Raw genomic sequence first — 25,233 nt, forward strand, 5'->3', positions numbered from 1 at the left:
GACCCGTTCGCCGCCGTACACCGTCGCGCCCACCGCTGATCCGGAGCGACAGCTTATAATCCTCCCCGGCCTCGGTACCGGACATGGACGGAGACCGACGCCGCGACACCGAGACCGGCTCCGACGCGAGCGTCGGCGACGGGGAGTCCGGCGAAGACCTCGCCGGCACGCTGGGATCCGTCGAGGACAGACTCACGCAGCTGATCCGCGACGGCCGGCTCAACGCGCTCGTCGCGTGGGCGATGATCGCCGTCCTGGGCGGAGTCCTCGTCGAGAGCGCGCTCGACTACGACCTGCTGTCGGCGGCGATCGCGGTCGGACTCGGCGGCGTCTTGCTCGCGCCCACGGTCGCGGCTCGCGACTGGCGGACGATGCTCCCGGCCGAGCTGGTGGGCCTCGCGCTGCTCCCGGTCCTCGTGGGCGCGCTCCTCGGCGGCGAGTTAGGGACGTTCGCGGCGTACGTCGCCATCGCGGCGCTGGCGCTCGTGATCGCCGTCGACCTCCACATGTTCACGTCGCTGCGGCTCACCCACTGGTTCGCGGTCGCCTTCGTCGTGATGACGACGCTGGCGACGGCGGCGGTGTGGACGGTGCTGCGCTGGAACCTCGACCAGCGCGTCGGCACCGCGTACCTGACGACGAACGACGCGCTGATGACCGAGTACATGTACGTCACGCTGGCCGGGATCGCGGCCGGACTCCTCTTCGACGGCTACTTCCGCCGCCGGGGACGTCTCCTCCGTCGCGTCATCCGCCGGGTGGTGCGGCGATGACGCTGCTCCCTCGGCTGTCCCTCGCGTCGCAGCGTCGACTCACGGGCGCGATGCAGGTCCTGCTCGTCGGTATCGTCGCGTACGGCTTCCTCGCGGGCGAGCAGAAGGCAGTAAGCAACGGGGTCATTGCGCTCCTCGTCACGCTGGTCCCCGCGGCGCTCGAGCGCCGGTACGACCTCCCGCTCGACCCGTGGCTCGCCCTGTGGATCACGACGGCCGTGTTCCTCCACACGGTCGGCTCGGCCGGGTTCTACGCCCGCGTCGAGTGGTGGGACCACATGACGCACGCGCTGTCGGCCTCCCTGGTCGCCGCAGTCGGCTACACGACGCTCCGGGCGGTCGACCTCCACAGCGACGGGATCCGGATCCCGTCGCGGTTCGCGTTCGTCTTCATCGTCCTCATCGTCCTCGCGTTCGGCGTGCTCTGGGAGCTGTTCGAGTTCGGCTTAGACATCGTCGCGACCGAGACCGGCATCGACATGCCGCTCGCGCAGCACGGGCTCGACGACACCGTGCTCGATCTCATGTACAACACCGCGGGCGCGGTGCTGGTCGGGCTGTTCGGACAGGCGCACCTCGCGGGCGTCGCGGAGCTGGTCCGGGACCGGATCTTCGGGAGCGCGACCGAGTAGCGCCGGACGCGAGCCGTAGTCGGACCGCTCAGTCCAGACAGGCCGCGACGACCCGCAGCGCGGCCTCACCCCGGACCTCGTTCGCGAGCAGCGGCACCCGCTTCACGTCCCGGGCGCGGAACAGGTCCGTCGCCTGGCGGAGCGCGCTCTGCTGGACCTCCCACCGGCGGGCGCAGAACTCGCAGGTGTCGGGGTTGGGCTCGACCACCCAGTCGGGGTCGATCCCGGCCCCGTTCCCGCCGGTCACGTCGCCGACGCCCTCCATCACACGGTTGACGACGAGCGTGTTCACCGGGATTCCGAACTCGTCGAGCCGCGCGACGAGCCGCTCGGACTCGACGACGCTCATCTCCTCGGGGATCATCACGACGCGGAAGTCCGTCTTCGCGGGGTCGCGCAGGACCGCTCGGAGTCGCTCGATGCGTTCGCGGAGCTCCTCGAGGTCCGCCGAGGGGTCGGGGTCGTCGTCGCCGCCGCCGAACATCCCCTTGATCCCGTCCATCATCCCGGAGAAGCGCTGCCGGAGCTTCATCACGCGCCCGAGCATCGAGTCCATGATCTCCGGCAGCTGGAGCAGGCGGAGCGTGTGACCGGTCGGCGCGGTGTCGACGACGACGCGGTCGAACCGCGGGTCGTCGAGGTACTCCAGCAGCTGGCGCATCGCCGCCGCCTCGTCGGCGCCGGGCATCGTGCCGCCGAGGAGTCCGCCGAGCCCCTCGCCGTCCTCGCCCTCGGCGCCGCCCGTCGGCCCCTCGCCGCCCATGCCGCCCATCGCGTCGCCCATCTCGCCGAGCCCGCCGAGCGGGTCGCCGTCCGCCCCGAACATCCCCTCGTCGACCGCGGCGTCGGGGTCGATCTCGGCGGCGTACAGGGGCACATCCTCGCGGATGCGCGCTGGCTCGGCGGGGATCTCGGTCTCGTAGGTGTCCGACAGCGAGTGCGCGGGGTCGGTCGAGACGACGAGCGTCCGGACGCCGCCCGCGGCCGAGACGAGCCCCGTCGCGGCCGCCATCGTCGTCTTTCCAACGCCGCCCTTCCCGCCGTACAGCACGTAGTCGGGCGCGTCGACGCCCGCGGGCAGGTCGGCGAACTCCTCGTCGACGGTCAGCTCCTCGTCCGTCTCCGCGGGCTCGACCGCGGTGTCGTCGTCGGCCTCGTCGACCCGGTCGACGGGCTCGACGTCGATGTCGTCCATACGCGTGTGTCGGTCCGGTGGGCTTGTGTAGCCGTCGGTCCGGATTCGGCGGCGACCGTCGCGCTTCGAGCGGTGACCGGATGACGCCGCGACCGCGGTCAGCCGAGTCGCTTCATCGAGATCAGCGCGGTCGGAATCATTATCGGGATCGTGAGAATGGCCCCAGTGATCACGACGAACGGCGCGACCCCGCCGACCGGGTACGCGAGCAGGTCGACGGCAAGCAGGTTGACCGTGGTCACAGTCACCGTGTACGCGATCACGGTGAGCACCACGATCGCCGAGAACACGACGCCGACGACGACCGCCGCGTTCGGTCCGTCCGCCGCTCCGTTCGACGCCGGATCACCGCTCATCTGCTGTCTGCCACCATATACTATTGTGTGGATTGCGAACGGCTATAACTATTCCCTTCCCCGTGCGTCCCCGCGCTCGACGGTCGCCCCGAGGTCGGCCATCGCGTCGAAGAAGCCGGGGAAGGAGACATCGACGTGTTCGGCGCCGCGGACGGTCGTCGTCCCCTCGGCCGCCAGCGCGGCGACGGACAGCGCCATCACGATCCGGTGGTCGGCTCGGCCGTCGACGGTCGCCCCGACGAGATCGCTTTCGCCTCCGTGAATCGTGAGTACGTCCCGCCCTTCGGTCGTCTCGGCGCCGAGCTTTTCGAGTTCCTCGGCCATCGCGGACACCCGGTCGGTCTCCTTGTAGCGGACGTGCTCGCAGTTCTCGATCCGCGTCTCCCCGTCCGCGACCGCGCCGAGCGCGGCGATCGTCGGGAGCAGGTCGGGCGTTCCCCCCACGTCGACGGTGACGCCGGAGAGATCGCCGCGCTCGACCGCGATCGCGCCGGCCTCGCGGTCCCAGTCGACGGGCGCGCCCATGCGCTCGACGATCTCGACGATCGCGGCGTCGCCCTGCGCGCTCGGCCGGGCGCCCTCGATCCGGAGCGGCTCGCCGGGCGCGGCCGCGACCGCGCCCGCGCCGAGGAGGTAGGAGATAGAGGAGAAGTCGCCGGGGACCGCGTACGTCTCGTCGCTCGGCGCGTACGTCTGTCCGCCCGGGACCGAGAACCCCGCGGCGCCCGCGGCACCGTCGAGCGGATCGCCGTCCTCGTCGACCGGGGTCGCCTCGACGCCGAAGTCGGCGAGCAGTTCGAGCGTGATGTCGACGTACGGCGCCGACTTGAGGTCGGTCGTGAGCTCTACCTCGATCCCCTCCTCGGTGACGGCGCCCGCCATCAGCAGTGCGGTGACGTACTGCGAGGAGACGTCGCCGGGGATGGCGACCTCGCCGCCGGCGAGCGGGCCGGTCACGACGAGCGGGGCCCGCCCGTTCGACCGCGTCGACTCCGCGCGGACGTCGAGGTCGGCGAGCGCGTCGAGGAGCGGACCCTGCGGGCGCGAGCGGAGCGACTCGTCCCCGGTGAGGACGGTGGTGCCGTCCGCGAGCGCGGCCGCGGCGGTGACCAGCCGCATCGTCGTCCCCGAGTTCGCGCAGTCGATCACGTCGTCGGGGACGGCGGTGCGGCCGCCGAACCCCTCGACCGAGAGCGCGTCGGCGCCCGTCAGGCCGGGCTCGCCTTCGGCGGTCGAACTCCCGTCTCCGGCGCGCGCGACCGAACCGCCGAACGCCGCGACGGCGCGGGCGGTCGCTCGCGTGTCCGCGGACACCAGCGGCGACTCGACGGTCGCGCCGTCGCTGTAGCCGGCGGCGAGCAGCGCGCGGTGGGTGTAGCTCTTCGACGGCGGCGCGCGGGCGGTCCCTCGCAGGGTCGAGCGCGTGACGTGGACGTCCATACCAGTCCTGCCGGCCGCGGCGACAAGTCGGTACCGACAGCGGCACGATTGCGGTCGGGACCTCGCCGGCGTGACCCGCGCCCGGCGCCGCGGCACACCCTTTATACCATCGGGAGCGCTAGCGTCGCGTATGCCCCAGTGTGAGATGTGCGGCGCCGAGGAGGCCTCGCTGACGACGACGAAGGTCGAAGGCGCCGAGCTGGAGCTCTGTAGCTCGTGTACGGACTTCGGCACCGAGGTCCGCGACGAGTCGACGAGCTCCGGCGGCGGCAAGTACTCCACCAGCTCCAGCACCGGGAAGTCGTCTTCGTCGTCCGGATCGTCCGGCTCCGGCGGCTCGTCGGGGAGCTCGACTCGCCCCCGCGACATGTTCGACGACATGGACGAGATCGCCACCGACTACGACGAGCTGATCCGCGATGCGCGGGAGTCGCGCGGGCTGAGCCAGGAGGAGCTGGCCGACCAGCTCAACGAGAAGGCGAGCCTCATCCGCAAGCTCGAACGCGCCGACACGCTCCCGACCGACGAGGTCCAGCGCAAGCTCGAGCGCGCGCTCGACATCTCGCTGGTCGAGGGGCAGTCGACCGACGACGCCGACTGGGAGACGGACGACGCCGGCACGATGACGCTCGGCGACGTCGTCAAGCGGAAGGACTGAGCCGCGACGACGCTCCGGCCCCGCCGTACTCGTTATCCCCGGCTCAGACGGTCGCACCGCCGCCGTCCGTCTGCTCCGATCCGCCGTACCGCTCGGTCAGGTAGTCGATGATGTAGTCGACCGTCTCGGGGTCGTAGCTCCAGAACCCGTAGAACTCGCCGGGCGCGCGCTCCTCGGCGAGCAGCGCGCACTTGGCGTCCTCGTAGCCGCCCCCGTCGTACGCGACGAACCACGTCTCGCGGATCTCGGCGGTCTCGCCGACGTGGACCGTGTAGGTGCCGACGTCGGGTGCGTCGCCCTCGGCGGCGGCGTACGCGTGGACGTCGAGCCGGTCCTTCTCGCCGAGCAGGTCGTAGGTGTCCGCCTCCCCGGTGAGGACGTCGAGGGTCTGGAACCCCGCGTGGAGCTCTCCGTCGCCGACCCGCCAGGCGCGGTCCTCGATCTCCCGCGACGCGGCGACCATGTCCTCGCGGGAGTAGGAGGTAAACATCGTCTCGTCGAGGTGATCCAACACCGGCTTCCCGACGTTGCCGGGCGTCTCACCTCGCTCCGCGGGTGTCTCCCCCTCGTCTCCGCCCCGCCCCGGCAGCAGCTCGTCCACGGTGACGCCCGTGACGAACTCGCCGTCCCGCGCCAGCACGGCGAACGCCTCCGGTCCGGAGGCGGTCTGATCGTCGACGATCCGGACGTTGCGGTCGGCGAAATACTCCCGGAGCTCCTCCGTAACCGCCGGTTCTGCGTTGAACACGGTCAGCGTGGCCTCGTGGGCTTCCACGCCGGCGATGAGCTCGATGAGGGACATCTCTTGTCGGACCCACAGCATCGGGGTATAAGGTCGTTTCTGCTCTCCGCCCCCCGGGTCGCCCGGTTCCCGGGGTTGTGAGGGGTCGAAACGACGGGACCCCGAGCGAGCGTCGCGAAGCACGAACCTATTTGCGCCGCGCTCCCCGAGTAGAGGTATGTTCATCCTGGTGAACCTCAAGGCGTACCCGTGCGATCCGATCGAGGTAGCGACCGCGGCCCGCGACGTCGCCGAGGCGTCCGGCGCGCGGATCGCCGTCTCGCCGCAGGCGGCCGACCTCGCCCGCGTCGCCGAGACGGGCGTCGAGACGTGGGCGCAGCACGTCTCGCCGAACGAGCACGGTTCGCACACGGGTTCGACGCTCGCCGAGGCCACCGCCGACAACGGCGCCGAGGGGACCCTGATCAACCACTCGGAGAAGCGACTGAAGCTCGCCGACATCGACGGTTCGGTCCGCGCGGCCGAGCGCGCTGACCTGGAGACGATCGTCTGCGCGAACAACCCCGCGCAGGTCGGCGCCGCCGCCGCGCTCGGCCCCGACGCCGTCGCGGTCGAGCCCCCGGAGCTCATCGGCGGCGACGTCTCCGTCGCCACCGCGGACCCGGGTATCGTCGAGGACGCGGTCGCGGCCGCCGAGGCCGTCGACCCCGCGGTTGACGTGTTCTGCGGCGCCGGCGTCTCCACCGGCGAGGACGTGTCGACCGCCGGCGACCTCGGGGCCGCCGGCGTCCTGCTGGCCTCCGGCGTCGCGAAGGCCGACGACCCCGAGGCGGTCCTCGAAGACCTCGTGAGCGGGATCTGAGCCGGCGAGTCCGGGCCGGTTCGCGTCCGCGAGCCCGAGACCGGCGCTGCGTTTGCGGATCGGTATAAAAACATCGATGTGAGCGACTCACACGATCGAGAAAACGCACGACGGCGGCGGCTTTCTTCTCCCGGGGAGATCGCGGCGTCTAGTAACCTTTAACCGAAACAAGCCGCTATCTGTGACCAAGATGGCGAGCAACAAAATTCTCGGTATCGACCTCGGTACCACCAACTCCGCGTTCGCGGTGATGGAGGGCGACGAGCCCGAGATCATCGCCAACGCCGAGGGCGACCGGACGACGCCCTCGGTCGTCGCATTCGCCGACGACGACGAGCGCCTCGTCGGCAAGCCGGCGAAGAACCAGGCCGTCCAGAACCCCGACCGCACGATCCAGTCGATCAAGCGGCACATGGGCGACGGCGACTACACCGTCGAGATCGGCGACGAGGAGTACACGCCGGAGCAGGTCTCGGCGATGATCCTCCAGAAGATCAAACGCGACGCCGAGGAGTACCTCGGCGACGACGTCGAGAAGGCGGTCATCACCGTCCCCGCGTACTTCAACGACAAGCAGCGGCAGGCGACGAAGGACGCCGGCGAGATCGCCGGCTTCGACGTCGAGCGCATCGTCAACGAGCCGACGGCCGCCTCCATGGCGTACGGGCTCGACGACGAGTCCGACCAGACCGTCCTCGTGTACGACCTCGGGGGCGGCACGTTCGACGTGTCGGTCCTCGACCTCGGCGGCGGCGTCTACGAGGTCGTCGCCACGAACGGGGACAACGACCTCGGCGGCGACGACTGGGACGAGGCGCTCATCGACCACCTCGCAGACGAGTTCCAGAACAGCCACGGGATCGACCTCCGCGACGACCGGCAGGCGCTCCAGCGCCTGAAGGACGCCGCCGAGGAGGCGAAGATCGAGCTGTCGAACAAGAAGGAGACCACGGTCAACCTCCCGTTCATCACCGCGACCGACAGCGGGCCGGTCCACCTCGAACAGTCCGTCACCCGCGCGACGTTCGAGAGCCTCACCGCTGACCTCATCGACCGTACCGTCGAGCCGACCGAGCAGGCGCTCGCCGACGCCGACTACTCGAAGTCGGACATCGACGAGGTCATCCTCGTCGGCGGCTCGACACGGATGCCGCAGGTCCAGGAGAAGGTCGAAGAGCTCGTCGGCCAGGAGCCGAAGAAGAACGTCAACCCCGACGAGGCGGTCGCGCTCGGTGCGGCGGTCCAGGGCGGCGTGCTCTCCGGCGACGTCGACGACATCGTCCTCCTCGACGTGACTCCGCTCTCGCTCGGTATCGAGGTGAAGGGCGGCCTCTTCGAGCGGCTCATCGAGAAGAACACCACGATCCCGACCGAGGAGTCGAAGGTGTTCACCACGGCCGCGGACAACCAGACCTCCGTCAACGTCCGCGTCTTCCAGGGCGAACGCGAGATCGCCGAGGAGAACGAGCTGCTCGGCGCGTTCCAGCTCTCCGGCATCCCGCCGGCGCCGGCCGGAACCCCGCAGATCGAGGTCTCGTTCAACATCGACGAGAACGGGATCGTCAACGTGGAAGCAGAGGATCAGGGCTCCGGTAACGCCGAGTCGATCACCATCGAGGGCGGCGTCGGCCTCTCCGACGAGGAGATCGAGGAGATGCAAGAGGAAGCCGAGAAGCACGCCGAGGAGGACGAGGCTCGCCGCGAGCGGATCGAGGCCCGCAACGAGGCCGAGACGACGATCCAGCGCGCCGAGACCCTCCTCGAAGAGAACGAGGAGGAGCTCGACGACGACGAGCTCGTCGCCGACATCGAGGCGGCCATCGAGGACGTCGAGGACGTGCTCGAAGACGAGGACGCCGAGACCGACGAGATCGAGTCCGTGACCGAGGCGCTCACCGAGGAGCTCCAGGAGATCGGCAAGCAGATGTACGAGGGACAGGCCGCGCAGGCCGGTCCGGGCGGCGCGGGCGGCGCCGGTCCCGGCGGGATGGGCGGCGGTGCCGGTCCGGGCGGCGCCGGCGGTCCGGGCGGTGCGGCGGGCCCCGGCGGTGCCGGTCCCGGCGGCGACGCGGACGACGAGGAGTACGTCGACGCCGACTTCGAGGACGTAGACGACGACGAGGAGTAACGCCCTCTCACCAGACGCTCGACGCCTCGACCCCGCCGCTTAAATCGACCCGTCGATCAACACCAATTAACAAACGCAACGCATGACCGAAGATTTCTACGACGTCCTCGGCGTGTCGCGGGACGCCAGCGAGGAGGAGATCAAGAAGGCGTACCGCAAGCAGGCCGCCGAACACCACCCCGACGTCAGCGACGACGAGAACGCCGAGGAGCGGTTCAAGAAGATCCAGAAGGCCAAGGAGGTGCTCACCGACGAGCAGAAGCGCCAGCAGTACGACCAGATGGGCCACGATCGGTTCACCCAGGCCGACAAGCGCGGCGCGACCGGCGGCGGTGCCGGTCCGGGCGGCGCCGGCGGTCCCTTCGGCGGGGCCGGCGGCGCTGGCGGCGCCGGCGGGTTCGAGGACATCTTCAACCAGTTCTTCGGTGGCGGCGGTCGCGGCCGCGGCGGCGGTGGCGGCGGCGGCAACCGCCCGCGGCAGGGGCGCGACCTCAAGACCGGACTGACGATCGACCTCGAAGAGGCGTTCAACGGGGCGACCAAGGAGGTCACGCTCACGCGACCGACCGAGTGCGACACCTGCGGCGGCGCGGGGCATCCCCCGGACGCCGACGTGGAGACCTGCCCGCAGTGTAACGGCCGCGGGCAGGTCCAGCAGGTCCAGCAGACGCCGCTCGGGCGCGTCCAGCAGACGTCGACGTGTCCCCGCTGCGAGGGCGAGGGCGAGCTGTACAGCGAGGACTGCGCCGACTGCGGCGGTGACGGCGTCGTCCGCGAGGAGGCGACGCTGTCGGTCGAGATCCCGGCCGGGATTCGCTCCGGGCAGAGCCTCCGGATGGAGCGCGAGGGCGCGCCCGGGGAGAACGGTGGCCCGAGAGGCGACTTGCTCATCGAGGTCGATGTCGACGTCGGCGACCGGTTCGAGCGCGACGGCGACGACCTCCGCGTCAACGAGGCGATATCCTTCCCGCAGGCCGTCTTCGGCGACACCGTCGAGGTGGAGACGGTCGACGGAACGGTCGAGATGGATGTCCCCGCGGGGACCCAGAGCGGCGAGACCTTCCGGCTTCAGGGCAAAGGGATGCCCCGCCTCCGTCGTCGCGGTCGCGGCGACCTCTACGTCCAGGTCGCCGTCGTCGTGCCCGAGTCGCTCAACGACGAGCAGCGCGAGGCGCTGGAGGCGTTCGCGGAGGCCGGCGGCGAGGACATCGACGTCGGCGGCGGCTTCTTCGAGAAGCTGAAAAGCTCCTTCTGAGTGGCGTTCGCGGCGCCGCGCCTCTTCCCTCGCGGCCCGTAGCTTTTCGTCCCTCGCGGCCCGTAGCTTTTCCGTCCCTCGCGGCGACGGTCAGCGCATGGGCTACGACACGACGGCCTACGACGACGTGGAACCGCGCGCGCCCGGGATGTTCTTCCTACGAGAGGCGCTCGACTGCGAGCGGCTCGGCGTGACCGTCGTCGAGGCCGACGACGGCTGGGAGGGGGTGGAACACGACCACGGCGACGCCGACCACGAGGAGGTGTACCTGCTGCTCCACGGCGAGGCGACGCTCACCGTCGACGGGGACGCCGTCGCCCTCGCGCCCGGCGACGCGGTCCGGGTCGACCCGGAGTCCACCCGCGACCTCGCCTTCTCGGCCGACGGCTCGAAGATGGTGATCGCCGGCGCGCCCTGACGCCGCCCCGACGCAGTCCGGTCGGGCCGCGGGGTCGCCTCCGGGACGCCGCAGCGTTAAGACGCGCGCGTTCCGAGAACCGAGTATGGAACTCGTCGGCGAACTCCTCGCGCGCGACCGACGCAGTCGCGACGTGGCGCTCGTGACGCCGGACGGCCGGGAACGGACCTCCCACGACCTGATCACGAACGGCTACAAAGCGGCGAACGTGCTCCGGTACCTCGGCGTCCGGACGGGCGCGACCGTGGCCGTCGAGCCGATTCCGGGATTCCACACGACGCTCGCGTTCCTCGGCGCGGCCGCCGTCGGGGCGCCGGTCCGGTTCGACCCGGCGGCGGGGATCGACGCCGGTGACCGCGTCGTCCTCGCACCGGTCGCGACCGCGGCCGCGCTCGATCCGGCGCCAGGAACGAACCTCGCCGCCTTCGGCGGCTCGCCCGAGCGTCCCGACACCACGCACTGGGAACAGGAGCTGTGGAGCGAGAACCCCGGGATGCCGCCGAGCGACATCGCCCCCGACGACGCCGTCGTCCGCGGGGCGGACCTGTCGGTCAGCCACCGCGACCTCTGTTCGCGCGCCGCGGCCGCGGTCGAGGCCGCCGGGATCGGAGACGAGACGCGAGTCGTCCTCAGAGCACCCTTCTCCGACCCCTCGGCGCTCGCCGCCGGCCTCGTCGCCCCGCTCTCCGCCGGCGGAACGGCGGTGCTCGCGGCGACGGGCGGCGGAGACGCGTCTGGCGACGAGTCTCGCGGCGACGTGGCGGTCGCTCCGGCGGGAAAACCAGTACCGGAGCCGCGGCGGATCGACCCGGCGTCGCTCGCGTCGACGACCGAGTGAGCGGTCCCGGCTCGGTCGCGGCCGGGATCAGTCGTCCGCGGGGTTCGGCTCCGCGGCCGCCTGACCCTCGTGTCGGAGACAGGCGGACTCGTGGTCCGGCGTGTGGACCGTCCGTTCCGGCTCGGTCTCGGCGCACGGCGTCGTGATCGCGTTTCGCAAGACCTCTCCCGCCCGCTCGTCGTTCCCGTCGATCAGGAGATCCAGCGCCTCCGAGAGGGTCCGTTCGAGGTCGGGGTCGTCGACGGTCTCCCCGATGTCGAACTCCCGGCGGATCTCCGCCTGGACCTCCGCGTCGGTCGGGTCGGAGCCGCCGGCGGCGATGTTCTCGCGGACCTGTTCGACGTCGACCTCGCCCGCGCTGACCTTGTCGCGGAAGTTCAACAGCCCGCGCCAGTCGGCCTGATCGACGTCGACGCCGTCCGGTTGGATCACCTTGTGACACCGGGTGTGGAACCGACACCCGCTCGGCGGGTTCGTCGGACTCGGCACGGTGCCCTTCAGCTCGATGCCGCCGACGCTCGCGCGCGGGTCCGGCGTCGGGATCGAGGACAGCAGCGCCTCGGTGTATGGGTGTTGCGGGTCGGTGAAGATCTCCTCCACCGGGCCGATCTCGACTATCTCGCCGAGGTACATCACGGCCACGCGGTCACAGATCTGGCGGATGACGGACATGTCGTGGCTGATGAACAGAAGTGACAGCCCGAACTCGTCTTGGAGGTCGTTGATCAGCGAGAGTATCTCCGCCTGGATGGAGACGTCGAGCGCGCTCACCGGCTCGTCGGCGATGATGAGGTCCGGGTTCAACACGAGCGCCCGGGCGAGCGCGATCCGCTGTTTCTGCCCGCCGGAGAACTCGTGCGGGTACCGGTCGAAGTCGCTCGCCGAGAGCCCGACGCGTTCGAGCAGGTCCTCGACGATGGCGCGACGCCGGTGGCGGTCGCTCATCCCGTGGACCTTGAGCAGCTCGCCGACGGCGTTCCCCACGGACACCCGCGGGTCGAAGCTCGACGACGGGTCTTGGAAGATCATCTGGGCGCCCCGCCGGAACGCCATCATCTCGTCGTCGTCGAACTGCGTCACGTCGTTGGGGTGGGTTCCGTCGGGGGCGCGCGTCGCGCCCCCGCGTCCGTTCCCGTTGAAGATGACCTCGCCCGAGGTCGGCTCCTCCAAGTGGATCACCGAACTCGCCGCGGTCGACTTCCCGCACCCGGACTCGCCGACGAGTCCGAGCGTTTCGCCCTCTTCGATGTCGAAGCTGATCCCGTCGACGGCGCGGGCGGCGCCGACCTTCCGGTTGAACAGCCCCTTCCGGATCGGGTAGTGTTTCTTCAGGTCGCGGACAGAGAGCAGCGGCTCAGTCATCGGCGGGACCCACCTCGCTGTCGCCGTCGGCCGCTCCGTCGCCCGGTCCGAGCCCGTCGCTCCTGACTACCGACGGGTTGCCGCCCGGCCCGTAGTGGACGCAGGAGACCTCCTGGCCCGGCGCCACCTCGACCTCGTCCGGCTGGTCGCCGGTGCGACACGCCTCCTCGGCGTACTCGCACCGCGGAGCGAACCGGCAGCCGTCCGGCGGGTCGTGCGGGTCCGGGAGCGTCCCCGGAATGCCGCCGCCGGATCCCCCGAACTCCGGCAAACACTCCAGCAGTTGCTGTGTGTACGGATGCCCGGGGTGATCGAAGATGTCGAGGACGCCGCCCCGCTCCATCACCTTCCCGGCGTACATCACGACGATCCGGTCGGCGATCTCCGCGACGACGCCGAGGTCGTGCGTGACGAACAGGATTCCCATCTCGAACTCCTCTTGGAGGTCGTCGAGGAGCCGCAGGATCTGCGCTTGGACGGTCACGTCGAGCGCGGTCGTGGGCTCGTCGGCGATGAGCAGGTCGGGGTCCCCGACGAGCGCCATCGCGATCATCACGCGCTGCTTCTGTCCGCCGGAGAACTCGTGCGGGTAGTCGTCGAACCGCGAGCTCGCGTTCGCGATCCCGACGCGGTCCATGAGGTCGACCGCCTTCGCGCGGGCCTCGTCGTCGGAGACGTCCTGGTGGATCTGGAGCGCCTCGGTGATCTGCCACCCGACCGTGTAGCAGTGGTTCATCGCCTCCTGCGGGTTCTGGAAGATGTGTGCGATCTCGTTGCCCCGGATGTTCTGAAGCTCCGATTCGGGGAGCGACAGCAGGTCGCGCCCGTCGTACCGGACGGTCCCCTCGATCTCTCCCGGCGGGGTGTTGATAATCCGCGTGATCGACTCCGTCGCGACCGTCTTTCCGGACCCCGACTCGCCGACGATACACACCGTCTCGCCGGTGTCGACGCTGAAGTCGATCCCGTCGACCGCGGTGAGCGTTCCGTTGTCGGTGCTGAACGTCGTCGTGAGGTTTTCGACCTCGAGTAGTGGCTGATCGTCGGCCATTATTCGTTCTCCGCCTCCGCTTCGGGGTTCAGCGCGTCCAACAGCGCGTCACCGAGGAAGTTGAACGCGAGGATGGTCAGGAACAGCACGATACCCGGCGCTAACACGATCCACGGGGCGAACGAGAGGTCGCTCCGCCCGGCGGAGATGAGCTGCCCCCACGAGGGCACCGTTGAGTCGCCGATCCCGAGGAACGCGAGCTGGGCCTCCGCGAGCAGGAAGCCGGGAATGAGCAGCGTGAGCTGGGTGATGATGCTGCTCGCCGCGTTCGGCACGACGTGTCCGCGGATCACCTGATACGTGCTCGCGCCGCTGATCCGGCTCGCCTTGATGAACTCCTCCTCGGAGATCGACAGCGACTTGCTCCGGATGTAGCGGGCGGTCCCGCCCCAGGCGAACAGCGAGAACACCACGATGAACATCCCCAGTCCGGCCCCGTAGATGTACAGGATGAGCAGGAACATCAGGAACGTCGGGAACGAGAGGATGATGTCGACGAACCGCATCATGATCTCGTCGACCCACCCGCCGGCGTACGCGCTGAGCGTCCCGAACGAGATCCCGATCGTGGCGACGATGGTCGTCGTGATGAAGGCGATCTGCATGCTGATCGTCATCCCGTAGACGATCATCGTGAACACGTCCTTCCCGCCCTGCGTGGTCCCGAGCGGGTGTTGCCAGGTGCCGTAACACCGTCCGTTCATCACCTCGCCGACACACGTCGCCGGCGTCGTGTCGACGACGGAGGTGAACACCGGCGGCTGGTAGGCGATGAACAGGTCCTGTTGCGGCGCGTTCATGACGAGCGGGCCGACGAGCCCGCCGACGAACACGATGCCGAGCCAGCCGAGGCTCACGACCGCGGGGCGGTTGCGCTTGAACTCCTTCCAGTAGTACCGCGTCATCCGCGGGTTCTGGTACAGCGGCAAGACGAGGTACCAGAACGCCAGGAACAGCGTGAAGATGAAGAAGAAGTCGAGGCTCTCCAAGTTCCGTTCGAGGCCGATGAACTCGAAGGTCGGGGTGCGCTGGCCGGTGAACCGCCAGTCGTACACGCCGAGCAGCGCGAGCGGCAGGGTCGTCAGCAGCATCCCGATCGAGTTGGTCGACAGATCGAACCGCCCCGACCGCGAGAGGTCGTTCCAGTCGACTTGATCGAACCGTTCGGAGTCTTCAGTTGCCATTGTTTTCGGTTATGTTACCTGTCATCGTAGCTGATCCGCGGGTCGAGCACGGTGAACACGATGTCCTCGAGGAGGTTCCCGATGACGGCGACGAAGGTGAAGAACAGCGTCGTCCCCAACACGAGGTTCGTGTCCTGCGCGAGCAGCGCTTCGTAAGTCAACCGTCCCAGTCCGGGGATACCGAACACGACCTCGACGAGGAGTGACGACCCGAGGAACAGCGCGAGGAGCTGTCCCACGAGCGTCGTCGAGAGCGGGACGAGGGTCGGTCGCATGACGTGATACGCGTACGCACGAAGCGGGGAGACCCCCTTCGCCTTCGCCGTCTTCATGAAGTCGGCGTTCTGGAACTCCGCGGACTCGTTCCGGGAGACGCGCATGACGGCGCCGATCGACCCGGTGACCAACACGAACACCGGGACCGACAGCTGGATCGCGTTCTCCACGCTGAACACCGGTGCGCTCGTGTTGTAGATCACCGGTATCACCTCCAGCCACACGCCGAAGATCAACAGGAGGATGATCCCGAAAAAGAAGTTCGGGATGGCGTAGCCGAAGAAGGCGAACCCGGTCGCCGCGTGGTCCTTCCAACTGTACATGTTCGCGGCGGAGTAGACGCCGACGAGCGGCCCCAAGGTGATCGTGAGGATGGTCCACGGAATCGAGTACTGCGCGGTGTAGTACAGCGCCTGCGTGACCGCCTCCATCACGGGCTGGCTCCGGCTCACGGACCAGCCCCAGTCGAGCGTGTACACGCTCCGGATGAAGTCGAAATACCGGACGTGAAGCGGCTGGTCGAGCCCGCGCAGCTCGCGTACCCGCTCGGCCGCCTCCGCCGGATCGCCGCCTTGAAGCGCCGCCTGCGTCGCTGCCCGCTGGACGGCCGGGTTCGGCGCGGCCGAGAGCAGCAGGAACGTGATCGTGACGATAATGAGCGATACGACTGCTGCCCAGAGAACCCGAGCGGTGACGTACCTTCCAAATCCCATGTGATGTGTAAGTCGGTAGGGTGAGAACGGGGTGGCTCGCTCTTACTCGTCCGTCGACGGGTAGAACTCGGACCAGCGGGGCTGCCAGGTGAAGTGGGAGGAGGCGAGTCCGCGGTAGACCCCTTGGATCAGCTCCTCTTTGCCGATCGCCGCCGCCATCGCCTGGCGGAACGGAACGAGCTGGAACATGTTGCCCGGACCGGTGTTCCACCCGTTCGCGCGCTGGTTCACGGAGATGATCGTGTTGTACGGCGTGGGGACCTGCCGGACGGTCACGTTATCGTCTTCGCTGTACGACTCGTACTGCTCCGGCGGAATCGCCGCCGCGTCCGCCTCGCCCGTCTCGAGCGCACCGAGACGCGACGCCTGCTCTTGAACGACGCTGATCGACGCCTCCTCGAAGAGCGGCCCTTCGGAGAACAGGTCCGGCCCCTCGTCGATGTCCCGGAGGTAGTACTCGTCGTTCCGGACGTACTCGGTACCCGAGCCGCGGTTCCACTCTTCGAGCTCGAACGGCCCGAGGTTCCCCGAGAACTGGAGTTCGAGGAGCTCCTCGTCCTGCTGGAGCCCCTCCACGTCCTCCTCCTCGACGTACGGTTCGAGGAGGGCACGCGGAATCGGGTAGAGGTACGGGTCGTACGTCTGGGGCCACAGCACGTTCGACGTTTCCAGCGTCGCCTCGAACTCGAGTTCCCCGGTCTGCTCGACTTCGACGCCCTCCCAGCTGTCCGAGTCGGCGGTGTTCGCCCAATCGGCCTGTTGGACCTCCTGGATCTGATAGACGAAGTCCTCGGCGGTGACCTGCCCGTACGGCTCGCTGAACTGGAGGTTATCACGGAGTTCGAACGTCCACACCTCGCCGTCCTCCGTGGACATGTCGTACAAAAGCGGGAAGTACTCCTGGTTCTCGTCGAACGTGTAGCCGGGATCGATCGCGCGCTCGATGGCCGTTCCGGCCCCGGACTCGTTATTGTACAGCGGGTTCAGCGTGTTGAAACTGGCTCCCGTGACCGTGTCGTACGAGCCCGACACGCTGGGGTCGTCGATGTGCCACGCCGGGAGGTCCCAGCCGTTCGAGAAGTTCTCGATCGGACCGGTGAGGTCGGGGTTGTACCCGATGATATCGTCGCCCAGAGTGAGCATGATGTAGGGCTGTTCGCGCGCGAGGTTCGCGAAGATGTCAACGAACGCCTGCCGGATCTCGTCCCGACTCGTCGCCTGCCTCGCCTGCTCGAACAGGGACTCGACGTCGAACTGCGGGTAGTAGCCGACCGGGTTGAAGTTCGCGTTCGCCCCGTCGAAGAACGTCTGGTTCGTGAGGGGGTTGAGCGGGTACGTGTTCAGCCCGAAGTTGACCGACATATCCCACGCCTCGTTGCTCGTGACGGAGCGCGGCCCCGGGTTCCGCGGTCCGGGGTTCGACCACTCCACCTCTTCGCCGTTAACCGTATCCGTCCCGCCTTCGGGGTCGCCCGAGTAGTACTCGTTACTGAACCGAGTCCCGTCGATCGCTTCGGGAGTGACGCTGATACCGAGGTTGTTCTCGAGTTCCTGTGCGATGAACTCCGCGAGGAGCTGGTTGGTCTCGGAGGCGGCGCTGTGATAGATGTCGATCTCGACCTGGTCTCCTTCGGGGTTGACCATGACGTCCCCGTCGAAGCCGTAGTCGTATTCCGACTCCTCGAACGCCTCCCGTGCCAGGTTGCGAGCGACCTCCGATCCGTAGAGGTCACCGACCCCGAACCGGGGGAAATCAGGAACCTCGACTTCGCCGCCCCCGCCGCCACCGCCGTCAGAGCCGTCCGACCCGTCACCGCCGTTTCCGGAACAGCCGGCGAGCGTTACGGCGCCGGCGAGGCCGAGCGCGGAGAGCCATTGTCGCCGGCCGATATGCCGGGAATCATCACGATTCTCAATGTTTCGCCGTGGCATACCAAGTAGTAAGATTGTGTGTATAAAAAACTTCAGACTTATGGATAGTTGTTAGGGACGATCATCTTACATCCGTGTTAGTGATCGCCGGTCTTAGGGACGTATTCATGATTAGAACGCACATTTTACCGGAAATATAGTTTTCTGTCCCTCTCCGAAACGAAACGTAGACAGCGTCTCTCCCGTCATCGCGGCGTGCGAGTCGGCTTCGGTCGTCTGCCCTCGCGAGGCGGATCGTCGTCCGCCGCTCTCCGGTTCGGTGTTCGTCGGTCGTCCTCGCCTTCCCCGGCTTAACCGTCGCGTCGGTCTCGCTCGCCGACCGCGTCAGGCTCCCGCCGGGTCACCGCTCCGGTTCTCTCGCTTCGGGAGTTTCGTCCGGTCTGGAGGCCTCCCCGCCGTCGCCGGCCGCCGCAGAGCCCCCTGTCGCTCCGCCGCCGACGGCCTGATCGTAGCGTGCGATCTGCTCGCGGTGGAGGGTGTGGATCATGTCGGCGAGGAAGCCGAACACGAGCAGCTGGATCCCGAGGATCGTCGCGCCGACCGCGCCGACGGCGACCACCTCGTGACTGATCCCGAACGCGAGGTACCGGTACAGCACGAACGACGCCATCGCGATTCCCGCTGCGGTCGACGCCACGCCGACGCTCCCGAAGTAGAACAGCGGGTTGTTCGTCTTCGCCTTCCGGTACAGCTCTAGGAAGATCACCCCACCGTCCCGGACAGGGTGGAGGTTCGTCGCGGAGCCGCCGGGCCGCTCTCGGTACGTGATCGGGACCACGGCGACCGGGACGCGGTTCTTCACGCACTCGACGGCCATCTCGGTCTCGATACCGAACCCGTCCGCGGTGAGGTGGAGCCGCAGGAACGACTCGCGGGTGAACGCGCGGTACCCCGAGAGGATATCGCCGTAGTCCTCGCGGTGGATCGCCCGGAACGCGAGGTTGATTAGGCGGTTGCCGACCCGGTTCAGGCGCGTCATCGCACCCGGGCGCATGTCCGCGAAGCGATCCCCGACGACGTGTTCGGCCTCGCCGTCGAAGAGCGGGTCGAGCATCGCCGCCGCGTCGTCCGCGTCGTACGTGGCGTCGGCGTCCGCCATCAGCACGTACGGGGCCTCGACGTGGTCGCGGACCGCCTCCCTGACCGCCTGCCCCTTCCCGCGGCCGGACTGTTCGACGACGCGCGCGCCGGAATCGCAGGCGATCGACTGCGTGTCGTCCGTCGAGCCGCCGTCGATAACCAAGACGTTCTCGAATCCGGCGTCCCGGAAGTCCGCGACGACGCGTGCGACCGTCTCGGCCTCGTTCATCGTCGGCAACAGGACGCAGACGCCGTCGTGATCGGTCATCAGACGAGCGATCACGGGGGAGTCGCTAAACTCTGTCCCTCCTCGCCGCCGCGACGGTCCCCTCCGGGCGTCGTCGCCTTCGCCGGCGCCGCGTCCGTGGGTGCCGCGACCACCCACACTCATGTATGTGAACACTGATCATGTGTGTATGTCTCAGCCCTCGGACGCACGCGTCGACGAACTGCTCAGCGCCGCTCGCACGGCGACGGGCGACGAACTGCGGAGCCTCACTTACTTCACGCACGACGACATCGACCAGCTGTACCTCCGCAGCGACCTGAGCCAGACCGCCGATCTCGTCGGCTTCGCCGAGAACGAGCGACAGGGGTTCCACGCGCAGTCGATGTACGCGGACACCCAACTCGGCGACTACCGGTTCACGGTTCGCGTGTTCGTGAACGGCTACCTCACGCGCGTGATCGCGAACGACCACGGCGTCTGGGCGACCACCGACTCGATGGAGATAGACCGGTTCGAGGAACTCGCGAGCGCGCTCGCAGCGATCCTCCGCTCGTTCGACCCCGCCTGACCGTCCCCGCGGGAGCACACTTCTCCTCGTCGAGACTCGACTCCGAAAGGGCGTTTACCCGAGGTGGCTCTCGAACTCGCCGACCAGTTCCGCAGCGTCGACCGGCTTCGTCACGTAGCCGTCGGCGCCCGCCTTCACCGCCTCCATCATCTTCTCCTGTTGGTCGACGCTCGTACACATCACGATCACCGCGTCGGGCCACCGGTCTTTGATCGCCGCGGTCGCCTCGATCCCGGTCATCTCCGGCATCACGACGTCCATGGACACCGCGTCCGGCTCGTACGCCTCGAACAGCTCGACCGCCTCAGCGCCGTTTTCCGCCTCGTCGACGACCTCGAACCGGTCTTCCAGCGCGTCGCGGACGACGGTCCGCTGGAAGGAGGAGTCGTCGACGACGAGTACCCGCTCGGTCATACCATCTCTCCCTTCCTGACCGACATAAACGCGCGGATCGAACGCGCTGTTGCGCGGCCGACGGACGCGGTCGACATCCGTCGGCCTTCGGCCCGGCTCGATCACCTTGTATATTCGATGCTGCGTATAATGAACATGGGAACAAGGTTAAGGTCTATCCCGCGATACGGTGGCGTATGGAAACGCGGAAGGTCCAACGGTTGGGGCCGTCGACGCTGGCGATGACCCTTCCGGCCGAGTGGGCGCAGGAACACGGCGTGAACAAAGGCGACGAGGTGTCGCTCCGAATGGGTGGGAAGGGGACCCTCACGGTGCTTCCCGAGTCTGTGAGCTCCGAGGAGTCCGAGGCGGTGATCAACGCCGACGCGCTCGACGCGCGCTCGCTCGAACGCGCGATCGTCGCGCAGTACGTACTGGGGCGGCGCGTGATCCACGTCCGCAGCGAGGGCGCGCTCGACAGCGAACACATCAACGCCGTCTACAAGGCGGAGACCCAGCTGATGGGGCTCGGCGTCATCGAGGAGACGCCCGAGGACATCTCGATCCGCTGCTCCGTCGACCCCGAGGACTTCACCCTCGACAACCTCCTCGAACGGCTGGAGAACACCGGCTCCACCATGCGCGGCGAGGGCGTGAAGGCGCTCGCGCACGGCAACCCCGACCTCGCGCAGCGCGCGCTCAACCGCGAGCGGCAGGCGAACAAGATCTTCGTCCTCCTGTTGCGGCTCATCTTCACCGCCTACCAGAACCCGAACCTCGCGCGCGCCGTGGGCTTGGAAGAGGGGTTCCCGCTCATCGGCTACCGCTCCGTCGCGAAGAACCTCGAACTCACCGCCGACAACGCGGAGGACATCGCCGAGATCGTGATGGAGGCCGACGGGCACACCCTCGACGTCGACAGCGCGACGATGCGGCAGATCCGCGAGTTCACCGATCAGGTGGACGAGCTGACCGCGCTCGCGGTCCGCGCCGTCGTCGAGCGCGACTACGACCTCACCGTCGAGTGCCGCGACCTGTTCTCGCGGCTGGAGGACCGCGAACAAGAGATCCTCGACGAGCTGCCGAACGACCTGGACAACGAGACGCTGCTCATGACCCGCGAGGTGCTCGTCAGTCTCCAGCACACCGCCGAGTACGCCATGCGGAACGCCGAGATCGCCGCGAATCTCGCCCTCAACGAGGCGTCCGAACACGTCGAGATCATCTGAGGCGGGCGTGGCGCCCGCGTCACGGCTGCCTCCGGTGACTACCAGCCGTCGGCGTCACGCGGTTCGTATGAACTAAGTGGCCCCCCGCGAAGCGGTTCGTATGAGCGAGGCTTCCATCGAATCGGACAAAGAGGTCGGCGTCGCGCTCGCGCTCGGCGCCGTCGCGGCCGTCAGCGCCGTGGTGATGCTAGCGTACCCGGGGCAGCTCGGGAAAGCGTGGGGGTTCGCGGGCGCGTTCGTCTTCGCGACGCTCGCCGTCGGCGCGGTTCAGTTGTTCAGCTGACCGGGCGCTCCCCGCCGTCGACCGGCCGTCCGGTTCCAGAACGAGAAACCGTTAATAGCGTCAGACGCGTAGACGGGACAATGAGCGAGTACACCGAGGAGGAACAGCGGATCCTCGCGTACCTCACGGACAGCGTCACCCGTGGTGAGCGGTACGTTCGCTCGAAGACGATCGCCGACGCGATCGGACTCACCGCGAAACAGGTCGGTTCGCGGCTTCCCCGCCTCGCCGAGAAGTCGGACGACGTCGATATCGAGAAGTGGGGTCGCGCCAAGTCGACGACCTGGCGCGTGACGCCCGACGGGTGAGGCTCGCGCCGGCGATCCCCCGGCGCCCCGCCCCGTCCTTCGCGGTCGACTCCGTCGACGCGCAATTTTAACACCCGTAGCCCTAAACGGAGACGTATGACCGTTCGAGTCTCCCGGACGTTCGAGTTCGACGCGCCGCCAGCCGACGTGTGGGCGTTCATCTCGGACGCGGAGCAGCGCGCGGGCGCCATCAGCGTGGTCGACTCCTTCGAAGTTCACGACGACCGAACCGCGACCTGGCACGTCGCGCTCCCGATACCGATGATCCGCTCGACGATCGACGTCGAGACGGAGGAGGTCGCGCGCGACCCGCCGAACCGAGTGAAGTTCGTCGGGAAGTCGCGGGCGTTCCGCGTGACCGGAGAACACGAGATCACCGAGACCGACGACGGCGGCTGTCGGCTCGCCAACGAGTTCGTCGTCGACGGGAGCCTCCCGGGCGTCGAGTCCTTCTTCAAGCGCAACTTCGACGCCGAACTGGACAACTTGGAGGACGCGCTCCGGGCCTCGCTCGCCTCGCCGGCATGAGGCTCGCCGGCGTCCAGCTGGCGGTCGAGGGCGGCGACGTCGAGGCGAACGTCGCGCGGGCGCTCGACCGCATCCGGGGGGCCGCCGCCGAGGGCGCGGACCTCGTTGTCCTCCCCGAGCTGTTCGACGTCGGGTACTTCGCGTTCGACTCGTACGGCCGCGCCGCGGAGAGCCTCGCCGGCGACCGCCTCGCCCGGTTCGCGGCCGCGGCCGACGCGAACGACGTGGCCGTGCTCGCCGGCACGGTCGTCGAGGACCTGTCGGCGTCGGCCGCGGACGGGTTGGCGGTCCCGGCCGAGTCCGGGCTCGCGAACGCCGCGGTGCTTTTCGACGCCGACGGCGAGCGCCGGCTCGTCTACCGGAAGCGGCACCTGTTCGGCTACGGCTCCGAGGAGACGGACCGGATGGTGCCCGGCGAGCGGACGCCGGTGGTCGACCTCGCGGGCGTCACGGTCGGGGTGACGACCTGCTACGACCTCCGATTCCCGGAGCAGTTCCGCGCGATGGCCGATCGGGGCGTCGAGTGCGTGCTGGTCCCGAGCGCGTGGCCGTATCCGCGGATCGAGCACTGGCGGACGCTCGGACGGGCGCGGGCCATCGAGAACCTGACGTACGTCGCCGCGGTCAACGGGAGCGGTCGGTTCGGCGACGACGAACTCTGCGGGCGGAGCGCGGTGTACGACCCGTGGGGGACCGCGCTCGCGTCGGTCGGCGACGAACCGGGCGTCGTCACCGCCGCCGTGGACCCCGAGCGGGTCGCGACGGTCCGCGAGGAGTTCCCCGCGCTCCGCGACCGTCGCTGAGCCGGCTCGCGGCGCGTCGTCTCCCGCGACGAACGCCCCCTCGACCGGATCCGGATCTCACACATTTATACGCGTGAGGCACATACCCTATTTTGCCGAAGACCGACGCTTTTCTCGTTGGAATTCGGCGTTAATCGATCCGCGCGCCCGTCCCGACCGCTCGGGCGGCGACGCCGACGACAGCCCGGGGGTCCGCTGTCCGGCCGCCGCCCGCCGCCTCTCGCCGCCGCCTCGCCTTTCGCCCATCACTCCTCGACTCCTCCCCTTTCGCCCACCGCTCCTCGACTCATCTCCTTCCGTCATCTCCAAGCCGTGAGCCTCCGCCACGGCTCATGGTCCGGTCCGCCAATGAAAATATCCGTGCTGATAACTCGGGCGATACGTTCTTACGTCGCTCGGCTGAGTAGGTAAATGCCGCGGACGAATCCGGCCGGCCCCATCCCGTTTCGGGCGGGCCGGCCGGCCACTCGCTTCCACCGTCCGTCGTCCGTCGGCTTGGGTTCGGGTCCACCCGCTCCCACACCGAGCCCGAACCCGTTTCTGTGCGCCGCCGATTCCTCGATAGCGGTCGGTACCGTCGGCGCCCGCGGCCCGAAGCGCAAGGACGAAACCCTCGGCCGACGAACCGACGGTCGAATGTTCCCCCGCGAGTACCGCGGCGTCGCCTTCGTGGTCGGGCTGTTCCTGGTCGTTCAGGTGGGCGCGCTGGCGCTGGTCCCGGAGTTCGCCGCGAGCGGTTATCAGGCGGTCGAGAACCCCGACAACCCCGCGAACAGCGTGCTGTACGTCGTCGCCATCGTCGCGATGACCGGAGTGATGCTGGCGGCGTTCCGGTACGACTTCGACGGGGCGATCCGGCTGCTGATCGTCGGCGTCTCGGCGTGGCTCTCGTGGTACGTGTTCTCCGCGCTCGTTCCGCCGCTCGCGGCGGCCGTCCCCGCGGTCGCGGTCGCAGTCGGCCTGCTCGTCCACCCCGAGTGGTACGTGATCGACACCGCGGGGGTGTTGATGGGCGCGGGCGCCGCCGGGCTGTTCGGTATCTCCTTCGGCCTGTTGCCCGCGCTGATCCTCCTCGCCGTCCTCGCTGTCTACGACGCGGTCTCCGTCTACGGCACCGAACACATGCTGTCGCTCGCGGAGGGCGTGATGGACCTGAACATCCCGGTCGTGCTGGTGATCCCGCTGTCGGTGTCGTACTCCCTGCTCGACGGAGAGGCGGCCAGCGACGAGGCCGCGGAGGTCGGCGCGGACGAGGAGGTCGATGCGGACAGCGAAACCGACGCGGAAGCGGAAGGCGATGTAGACGCGGCGGCTGACACGAGCCCGGACGCCGACGCGGCAGGCGAGGTTCCGGACTCGCCCGAGCCGGGCGACCGCGACGCCTTCTTCATCGGTCTCGGCGACGCCGTCATCCCGACGGTGCTGATCGCCAGCGCGGCGACGTTCTCGCCGGCCGCGAACCTCGCCGTCCCCCTCCTCGGCGTCAACCTCCCCGCGCTGCTCGCGATGGTCGGGACCCTCGGCGGGCTGCTCGTCCTCATGCGGTGGGTGATTCGGGGGCGAGCGCACGCGGGGCTCCCGCTGTTGAACGGCGGCGCGATCGGTGGGTATCTGATCGGTTCGATCGCCGCCGGGGTCCCGCTCCTCGAGGCGCTGGGGCTCGCGACGTTCTTTTAAGTCGGCTCGGGTGTAGCGGTTCGTCCGTCCGCGTGAACGCCCGAAGCCTCGACTTCTCGGCCGTCTGTTGGCCTCGTCTATTAGCGCCTATCTGGGGTGACCACCGCCGGAGCCCCAGCCGCGGGGCGGGCAGACGCTCGCTGTCGTTCGAGACGCCGAAGGCGTCTCGTGACGACGAGAGAGCTTCGCTCTCTCGAACCACGCTCCTCGTCGCTCGCTTCACTCGCCCCTGCGGCGCTTGCGTCGCCTCTGCCCGCCCCACGGCTGCCTCTTCGAGTCCCGCCCCGCGGCTGCCCCTTCGAGTCCCGCCCGACCGCGAC

Annotated in this window: 26 protein-coding genes; 15 read left to right on the plus strand and 11 right to left on the minus strand. The window is 68.7% G+C overall.

The features are described from left to right. The first annotated feature begins 83 nt into the window (after positions 1-83). Together B9G49_RS06760 and B9G49_RS06765 are read left to right on the plus strand one after the other, a co-directional pair. Positions 84-773, plus strand: a complete 690-nt coding sequence (locus B9G49_RS06760; protein WP_086215854.1) for a hypothetical protein — start codon at positions 84-86, stop codon at positions 771-773. Next, positions 770-1,405, plus strand: a complete 636-nt coding sequence (locus B9G49_RS06765) for a hypothetical protein (RefSeq protein ID WP_086215855.1) — start codon at positions 770-772, stop codon at positions 1,403-1,405. Before B9G49_RS06760 ends, B9G49_RS06765 begins: the two co-directional genes overlap by 4 nt. Before the next feature lie 28 nt (positions 1,406-1,433). On the opposite strand, the gene B9G49_RS06770 is transcribed toward B9G49_RS06765, so the two are convergent. From B9G49_RS06770 to aroA, 3 genes are all read right to left on the minus strand, one after another. Then, complete coding sequence (locus B9G49_RS06770; protein ID WP_086215856.1) at positions 1,434-2,600, minus strand: TRC40/GET3/ArsA family transport-energizing ATPase; 1,167 nt, start codon at positions 2,598-2,600, stop codon at positions 1,434-1,436. A 98-nt stretch (positions 2,601-2,698) separates the two neighbouring features. Then, on the minus strand, positions 2,699-2,956 hold the full coding sequence (locus B9G49_RS06775; protein WP_049931278.1) for a hypothetical protein: 258 nt from the start codon (positions 2,954-2,956) through the stop codon (positions 2,699-2,701). Between the two features lie 48 nt (positions 2,957-3,004). Beyond that, the gene (aroA, locus tag B9G49_RS06780; protein ID WP_086215857.1) at positions 3,005-4,396 is read right to left on the minus strand and encodes a 3-phosphoshikimate 1-carboxyvinyltransferase; all 1,392 of its coding nucleotides are present in this window, start codon (positions 4,394-4,396) and stop codon (positions 3,005-3,007) included. A 130-nt stretch (positions 4,397-4,526) separates the two neighbouring features. Here aroA and B9G49_RS06785 point away from each other — a divergent pair, with 130 nt between their 5' ends. Beyond that, a complete protein-coding gene (locus B9G49_RS06785; RefSeq protein WP_049931276.1) occupies positions 4,527-5,054 on the plus strand; it encodes a multiprotein bridging factor aMBF1 in 528 nt (175 codons plus the stop codon). Between the two features lie 43 nt (positions 5,055-5,097). Here the strand turns inward: B9G49_RS06785 and B9G49_RS06790 are convergent, their stop codons facing one another. Next, positions 5,098-5,856 carry a DICT sensory domain-containing protein gene (locus B9G49_RS06790; RefSeq protein WP_086215858.1) on the minus strand — a complete coding sequence of 253 codons (759 nt, stop codon included), beginning with the start codon at positions 5,854-5,856 and terminating at the stop codon, positions 5,098-5,100. 157 nt (positions 5,857-6,013) lie between these two features. On the opposite strand from B9G49_RS06790, the gene tpiA reads away from it, so the two are divergent. The 5 genes from tpiA to B9G49_RS06815 all read left to right on the plus strand — a co-directional run bounded on the left by tpiA (position 6,014) and on the right by B9G49_RS06815 (position 11,297). Continuing rightward, the gene (tpiA, locus tag B9G49_RS06795) at positions 6,014-6,658 is read left to right on the plus strand and encodes a triose-phosphate isomerase (RefSeq protein WP_049931274.1); all 645 of its coding nucleotides are present in this window, start codon (positions 6,014-6,016) and stop codon (positions 6,656-6,658) included. A 190-nt stretch (positions 6,659-6,848) separates the two neighbouring features. Then, complete coding sequence (dnaK, locus tag B9G49_RS06800; RefSeq protein WP_198943823.1) at positions 6,849-8,786, plus strand: molecular chaperone DnaK; 1,938 nt, start codon at positions 6,849-6,851, stop codon at positions 8,784-8,786. 82 nt (positions 8,787-8,868) lie between these two features. Continuing rightward, on the plus strand, positions 8,869-10,041 hold the full coding sequence (gene dnaJ / locus B9G49_RS06805; protein ID WP_086215860.1) for a molecular chaperone DnaJ: 1,173 nt from the start codon (positions 8,869-8,871) through the stop codon (positions 10,039-10,041). A gap of 97 nt (positions 10,042-10,138) precedes the next feature. After that, positions 10,139-10,459 (plus strand): cupin domain-containing protein, encoded by a 321-nt coding sequence (locus tag B9G49_RS06810; RefSeq protein ID WP_086215861.1) that lies wholly within the window; start codon positions 10,139-10,141, stop codon positions 10,457-10,459. Between the two features lie 85 nt (positions 10,460-10,544). Continuing rightward, complete coding sequence (locus B9G49_RS06815; RefSeq protein ID WP_049931270.1) at positions 10,545-11,297, plus strand: hypothetical protein; 753 nt, start codon at positions 10,545-10,547, stop codon at positions 11,295-11,297. A 27-nt stretch (positions 11,298-11,324) separates the two neighbouring features. Here B9G49_RS06815 and B9G49_RS06820 read toward each other — a convergent pair whose 3' ends face one another. The 6 genes from B9G49_RS06820 to aglJ form a co-directional block, all read right to left on the minus strand. Further along, positions 11,325-12,659 (minus strand): ABC transporter ATP-binding protein, encoded by a 1,335-nt coding sequence (locus tag B9G49_RS06820; RefSeq protein WP_086215862.1) that lies wholly within the window; start codon positions 12,657-12,659, stop codon positions 11,325-11,327. After that, complete coding sequence (locus B9G49_RS06825) at positions 12,652-13,710, minus strand: ABC transporter ATP-binding protein (protein WP_049931268.1); 1,059 nt, start codon at positions 13,708-13,710, stop codon at positions 12,652-12,654. Before B9G49_RS06825 ends, B9G49_RS06820 begins: the two co-directional genes overlap by 8 nt. Beyond that, complete coding sequence (locus B9G49_RS06830) at positions 13,710-14,894, minus strand: ABC transporter permease (RefSeq protein WP_049931267.1); 1,185 nt, start codon at positions 14,892-14,894, stop codon at positions 13,710-13,712. The genes B9G49_RS06825 and B9G49_RS06830 overlap by 1 nt, the downstream gene beginning before the upstream one ends. A gap of 14 nt (positions 14,895-14,908) precedes the next feature. Next, positions 14,909-15,883, minus strand: coding sequence for an ABC transporter permease (locus B9G49_RS06835; protein WP_049931266.1), 975 nt, complete (start codon positions 15,881-15,883; stop codon positions 14,909-14,911). A 42-nt stretch (positions 15,884-15,925) separates the two neighbouring features. Then, positions 15,926-17,815, minus strand: a complete 1,890-nt coding sequence (locus tag B9G49_RS06840) for an ABC transporter substrate-binding protein (RefSeq protein ID WP_049931264.1) — start codon at positions 17,813-17,815, stop codon at positions 15,926-15,928. A 340-nt stretch (positions 17,816-18,155) separates the two neighbouring features. Continuing rightward, positions 18,156-19,163, minus strand: a complete 1,008-nt coding sequence (gene aglJ, locus B9G49_RS06845) for an S-layer glycoprotein N-glycosyltransferase AglJ (protein WP_086215863.1) — start codon at positions 19,161-19,163, stop codon at positions 18,156-18,158. 148 nt (positions 19,164-19,311) lie between these two features. Here aglJ and B9G49_RS06850 point away from each other — a divergent pair, with 148 nt between their 5' ends. Beyond that, entirely contained in the window at positions 19,312-19,692 is a 381-nt protein-coding gene (locus B9G49_RS06850) for a hypothetical protein (protein WP_049931261.1), read from the plus strand. 54 nt (positions 19,693-19,746) lie between these two features. Here B9G49_RS06850 and B9G49_RS06855 read toward each other — a convergent pair whose 3' ends face one another. After that, complete coding sequence (locus B9G49_RS06855; protein ID WP_086215864.1) at positions 19,747-20,106, minus strand: response regulator; 360 nt, start codon at positions 20,104-20,106, stop codon at positions 19,747-19,749. A gap of 176 nt (positions 20,107-20,282) precedes the next feature. On the opposite strand from B9G49_RS06855, the gene B9G49_RS06860 reads away from it, so the two are divergent. The 6 genes from B9G49_RS06860 (at position 20,283) to B9G49_RS06885 (ending at position 24,913) form a co-directional block, all read left to right on the plus strand. Then, positions 20,283-21,314, plus strand: coding sequence for a phosphate uptake regulator PhoU (locus B9G49_RS06860; RefSeq protein ID WP_049931258.1), 1,032 nt, complete (start codon positions 20,283-20,285; stop codon positions 21,312-21,314). Positions 21,315-21,414: 100 nt separating this feature from the next. Beyond that, a complete protein-coding gene (locus B9G49_RS06865; RefSeq protein WP_049931257.1) occupies positions 21,415-21,597 on the plus strand; it encodes a hypothetical protein in 183 nt (60 codons plus the stop codon). An 80-nt stretch (positions 21,598-21,677) separates the two neighbouring features. Then, on the plus strand, positions 21,678-21,905 hold the full coding sequence (locus tag B9G49_RS06870) for a hypothetical protein (protein ID WP_004598402.1): 228 nt from the start codon (positions 21,678-21,680) through the stop codon (positions 21,903-21,905). A 96-nt stretch (positions 21,906-22,001) separates the two neighbouring features. Further along, positions 22,002-22,433: a CoxG family protein gene (locus B9G49_RS06875; protein WP_049931256.1), complete on the plus strand. Its 432-nt coding sequence runs from the start codon at positions 22,002-22,004 to the stop codon at positions 22,431-22,433. Continuing rightward, a complete protein-coding gene (locus tag B9G49_RS06880; RefSeq protein ID WP_086215865.1) occupies positions 22,430-23,236 on the plus strand; it encodes a carbon-nitrogen family hydrolase in 807 nt (268 codons plus the stop codon). Before B9G49_RS06875 ends, B9G49_RS06880 begins: the two co-directional genes overlap by 4 nt. 636 nt (positions 23,237-23,872) lie before the next feature. Beyond that, entirely contained in the window at positions 23,873-24,913 is a 1,041-nt protein-coding gene (locus B9G49_RS06885) for a presenilin family intramembrane aspartyl protease PSH (RefSeq protein ID WP_086215866.1), read from the plus strand. Positions 24,914-25,233 lie beyond the last annotated feature (320 nt).

The sequence above is a fragment of the Halorubrum sp. SD683 genome, from assembly GCF_002135045.1.
Taxonomy (GTDB): domain Archaea; phylum Halobacteriota; class Halobacteria; order Halobacteriales; family Haloferacaceae; genus Halorubrum; species Halorubrum ezzemoulense.

Bases quoted from the DNA above. Each gene is read 5' to 3' on its own strand.
- B9G49_RS06760 (WP_086215854.1), top strand. From the start codon at position 84: ATGGACGGAGACCGACGCCGCGACACCGAGACCGGCTCCGACGCGAGC.
- B9G49_RS06765 (WP_086215855.1), top strand. From the start codon at position 770: ATGACGCTGCTCCCTCGGCTGTCCCTCGCGTCGCAGCGTCGACTCACG.
- B9G49_RS06770 (WP_086215856.1), bottom strand. From the start codon at position 2,600: ATGGACGACATCGACGTCGAGCCCGTCGACCGGGTCGACGAGGCCGAC.
- B9G49_RS06775 (WP_049931278.1), bottom strand. From the start codon at position 2,956: ATGAGCGGTGATCCGGCGTCGAACGGAGCGGCGGACGGACCGAACGCG.
- aroA (WP_086215857.1), bottom strand. From the start codon at position 4,396: ATGGACGTCCACGTCACGCGCTCGACCCTGCGAGGGACCGCCCGCGCG.
- B9G49_RS06785 (WP_049931276.1), top strand. From the start codon at position 4,527: ATGCCCCAGTGTGAGATGTGCGGCGCCGAGGAGGCCTCGCTGACGACG.
- B9G49_RS06790 (WP_086215858.1), bottom strand. From the start codon at position 5,856: ATGTCCCTCATCGAGCTCATCGCCGGCGTGGAAGCCCACGAGGCCACG.
- tpiA (WP_049931274.1), top strand. From the start codon at position 6,014: ATGTTCATCCTGGTGAACCTCAAGGCGTACCCGTGCGATCCGATCGAG.
- dnaK (WP_198943823.1), top strand. From the start codon at position 6,849: ATGGCGAGCAACAAAATTCTCGGTATCGACCTCGGTACCACCAACTCC.
- dnaJ (WP_086215860.1), top strand. From the start codon at position 8,869: ATGACCGAAGATTTCTACGACGTCCTCGGCGTGTCGCGGGACGCCAGC.
- B9G49_RS06810 (WP_086215861.1), top strand. From the start codon at position 10,139: ATGGGCTACGACACGACGGCCTACGACGACGTGGAACCGCGCGCGCCC.
- B9G49_RS06815 (WP_049931270.1), top strand. From the start codon at position 10,545: ATGGAACTCGTCGGCGAACTCCTCGCGCGCGACCGACGCAGTCGCGAC.
- B9G49_RS06820 (WP_086215862.1), bottom strand. From the start codon at position 12,659: ATGACTGAGCCGCTGCTCTCTGTCCGCGACCTGAAGAAACACTACCCG.
- B9G49_RS06825 (WP_049931268.1), bottom strand. From the start codon at position 13,710: ATGGCCGACGATCAGCCACTACTCGAGGTCGAAAACCTCACGACGACG.
- B9G49_RS06830 (WP_049931267.1), bottom strand. From the start codon at position 14,894: ATGGCAACTGAAGACTCCGAACGGTTCGATCAAGTCGACTGGAACGAC.
- B9G49_RS06835 (WP_049931266.1), bottom strand. From the start codon at position 15,883: ATGGGATTTGGAAGGTACGTCACCGCTCGGGTTCTCTGGGCAGCAGTC.
- B9G49_RS06840 (WP_049931264.1), bottom strand. From the start codon at position 17,815: ATGCCACGGCGAAACATTGAGAATCGTGATGATTCCCGGCATATCGGC.
- aglJ (WP_086215863.1), bottom strand. From the start codon at position 19,163: ATGACCGATCACGACGGCGTCTGCGTCCTGTTGCCGACGATGAACGAG.
- B9G49_RS06850 (WP_049931261.1), top strand. From the start codon at position 19,312: ATGTCTCAGCCCTCGGACGCACGCGTCGACGAACTGCTCAGCGCCGCT.
- B9G49_RS06855 (WP_086215864.1), bottom strand. From the start codon at position 20,106: ATGACCGAGCGGGTACTCGTCGTCGACGACTCCTCCTTCCAGCGGACC.
- B9G49_RS06860 (WP_049931258.1), top strand. From the start codon at position 20,283: ATGGAAACGCGGAAGGTCCAACGGTTGGGGCCGTCGACGCTGGCGATG.
- B9G49_RS06865 (WP_049931257.1), top strand. From the start codon at position 21,415: ATGAGCGAGGCTTCCATCGAATCGGACAAAGAGGTCGGCGTCGCGCTC.
- B9G49_RS06870 (WP_004598402.1), top strand. From the start codon at position 21,678: ATGAGCGAGTACACCGAGGAGGAACAGCGGATCCTCGCGTACCTCACG.
- B9G49_RS06875 (WP_049931256.1), top strand. From the start codon at position 22,002: ATGACCGTTCGAGTCTCCCGGACGTTCGAGTTCGACGCGCCGCCAGCC.
- B9G49_RS06880 (WP_086215865.1), top strand. From the start codon at position 22,430: ATGAGGCTCGCCGGCGTCCAGCTGGCGGTCGAGGGCGGCGACGTCGAG.
- B9G49_RS06885 (WP_086215866.1), top strand. From the start codon at position 23,873: ATGTTCCCCCGCGAGTACCGCGGCGTCGCCTTCGTGGTCGGGCTGTTC.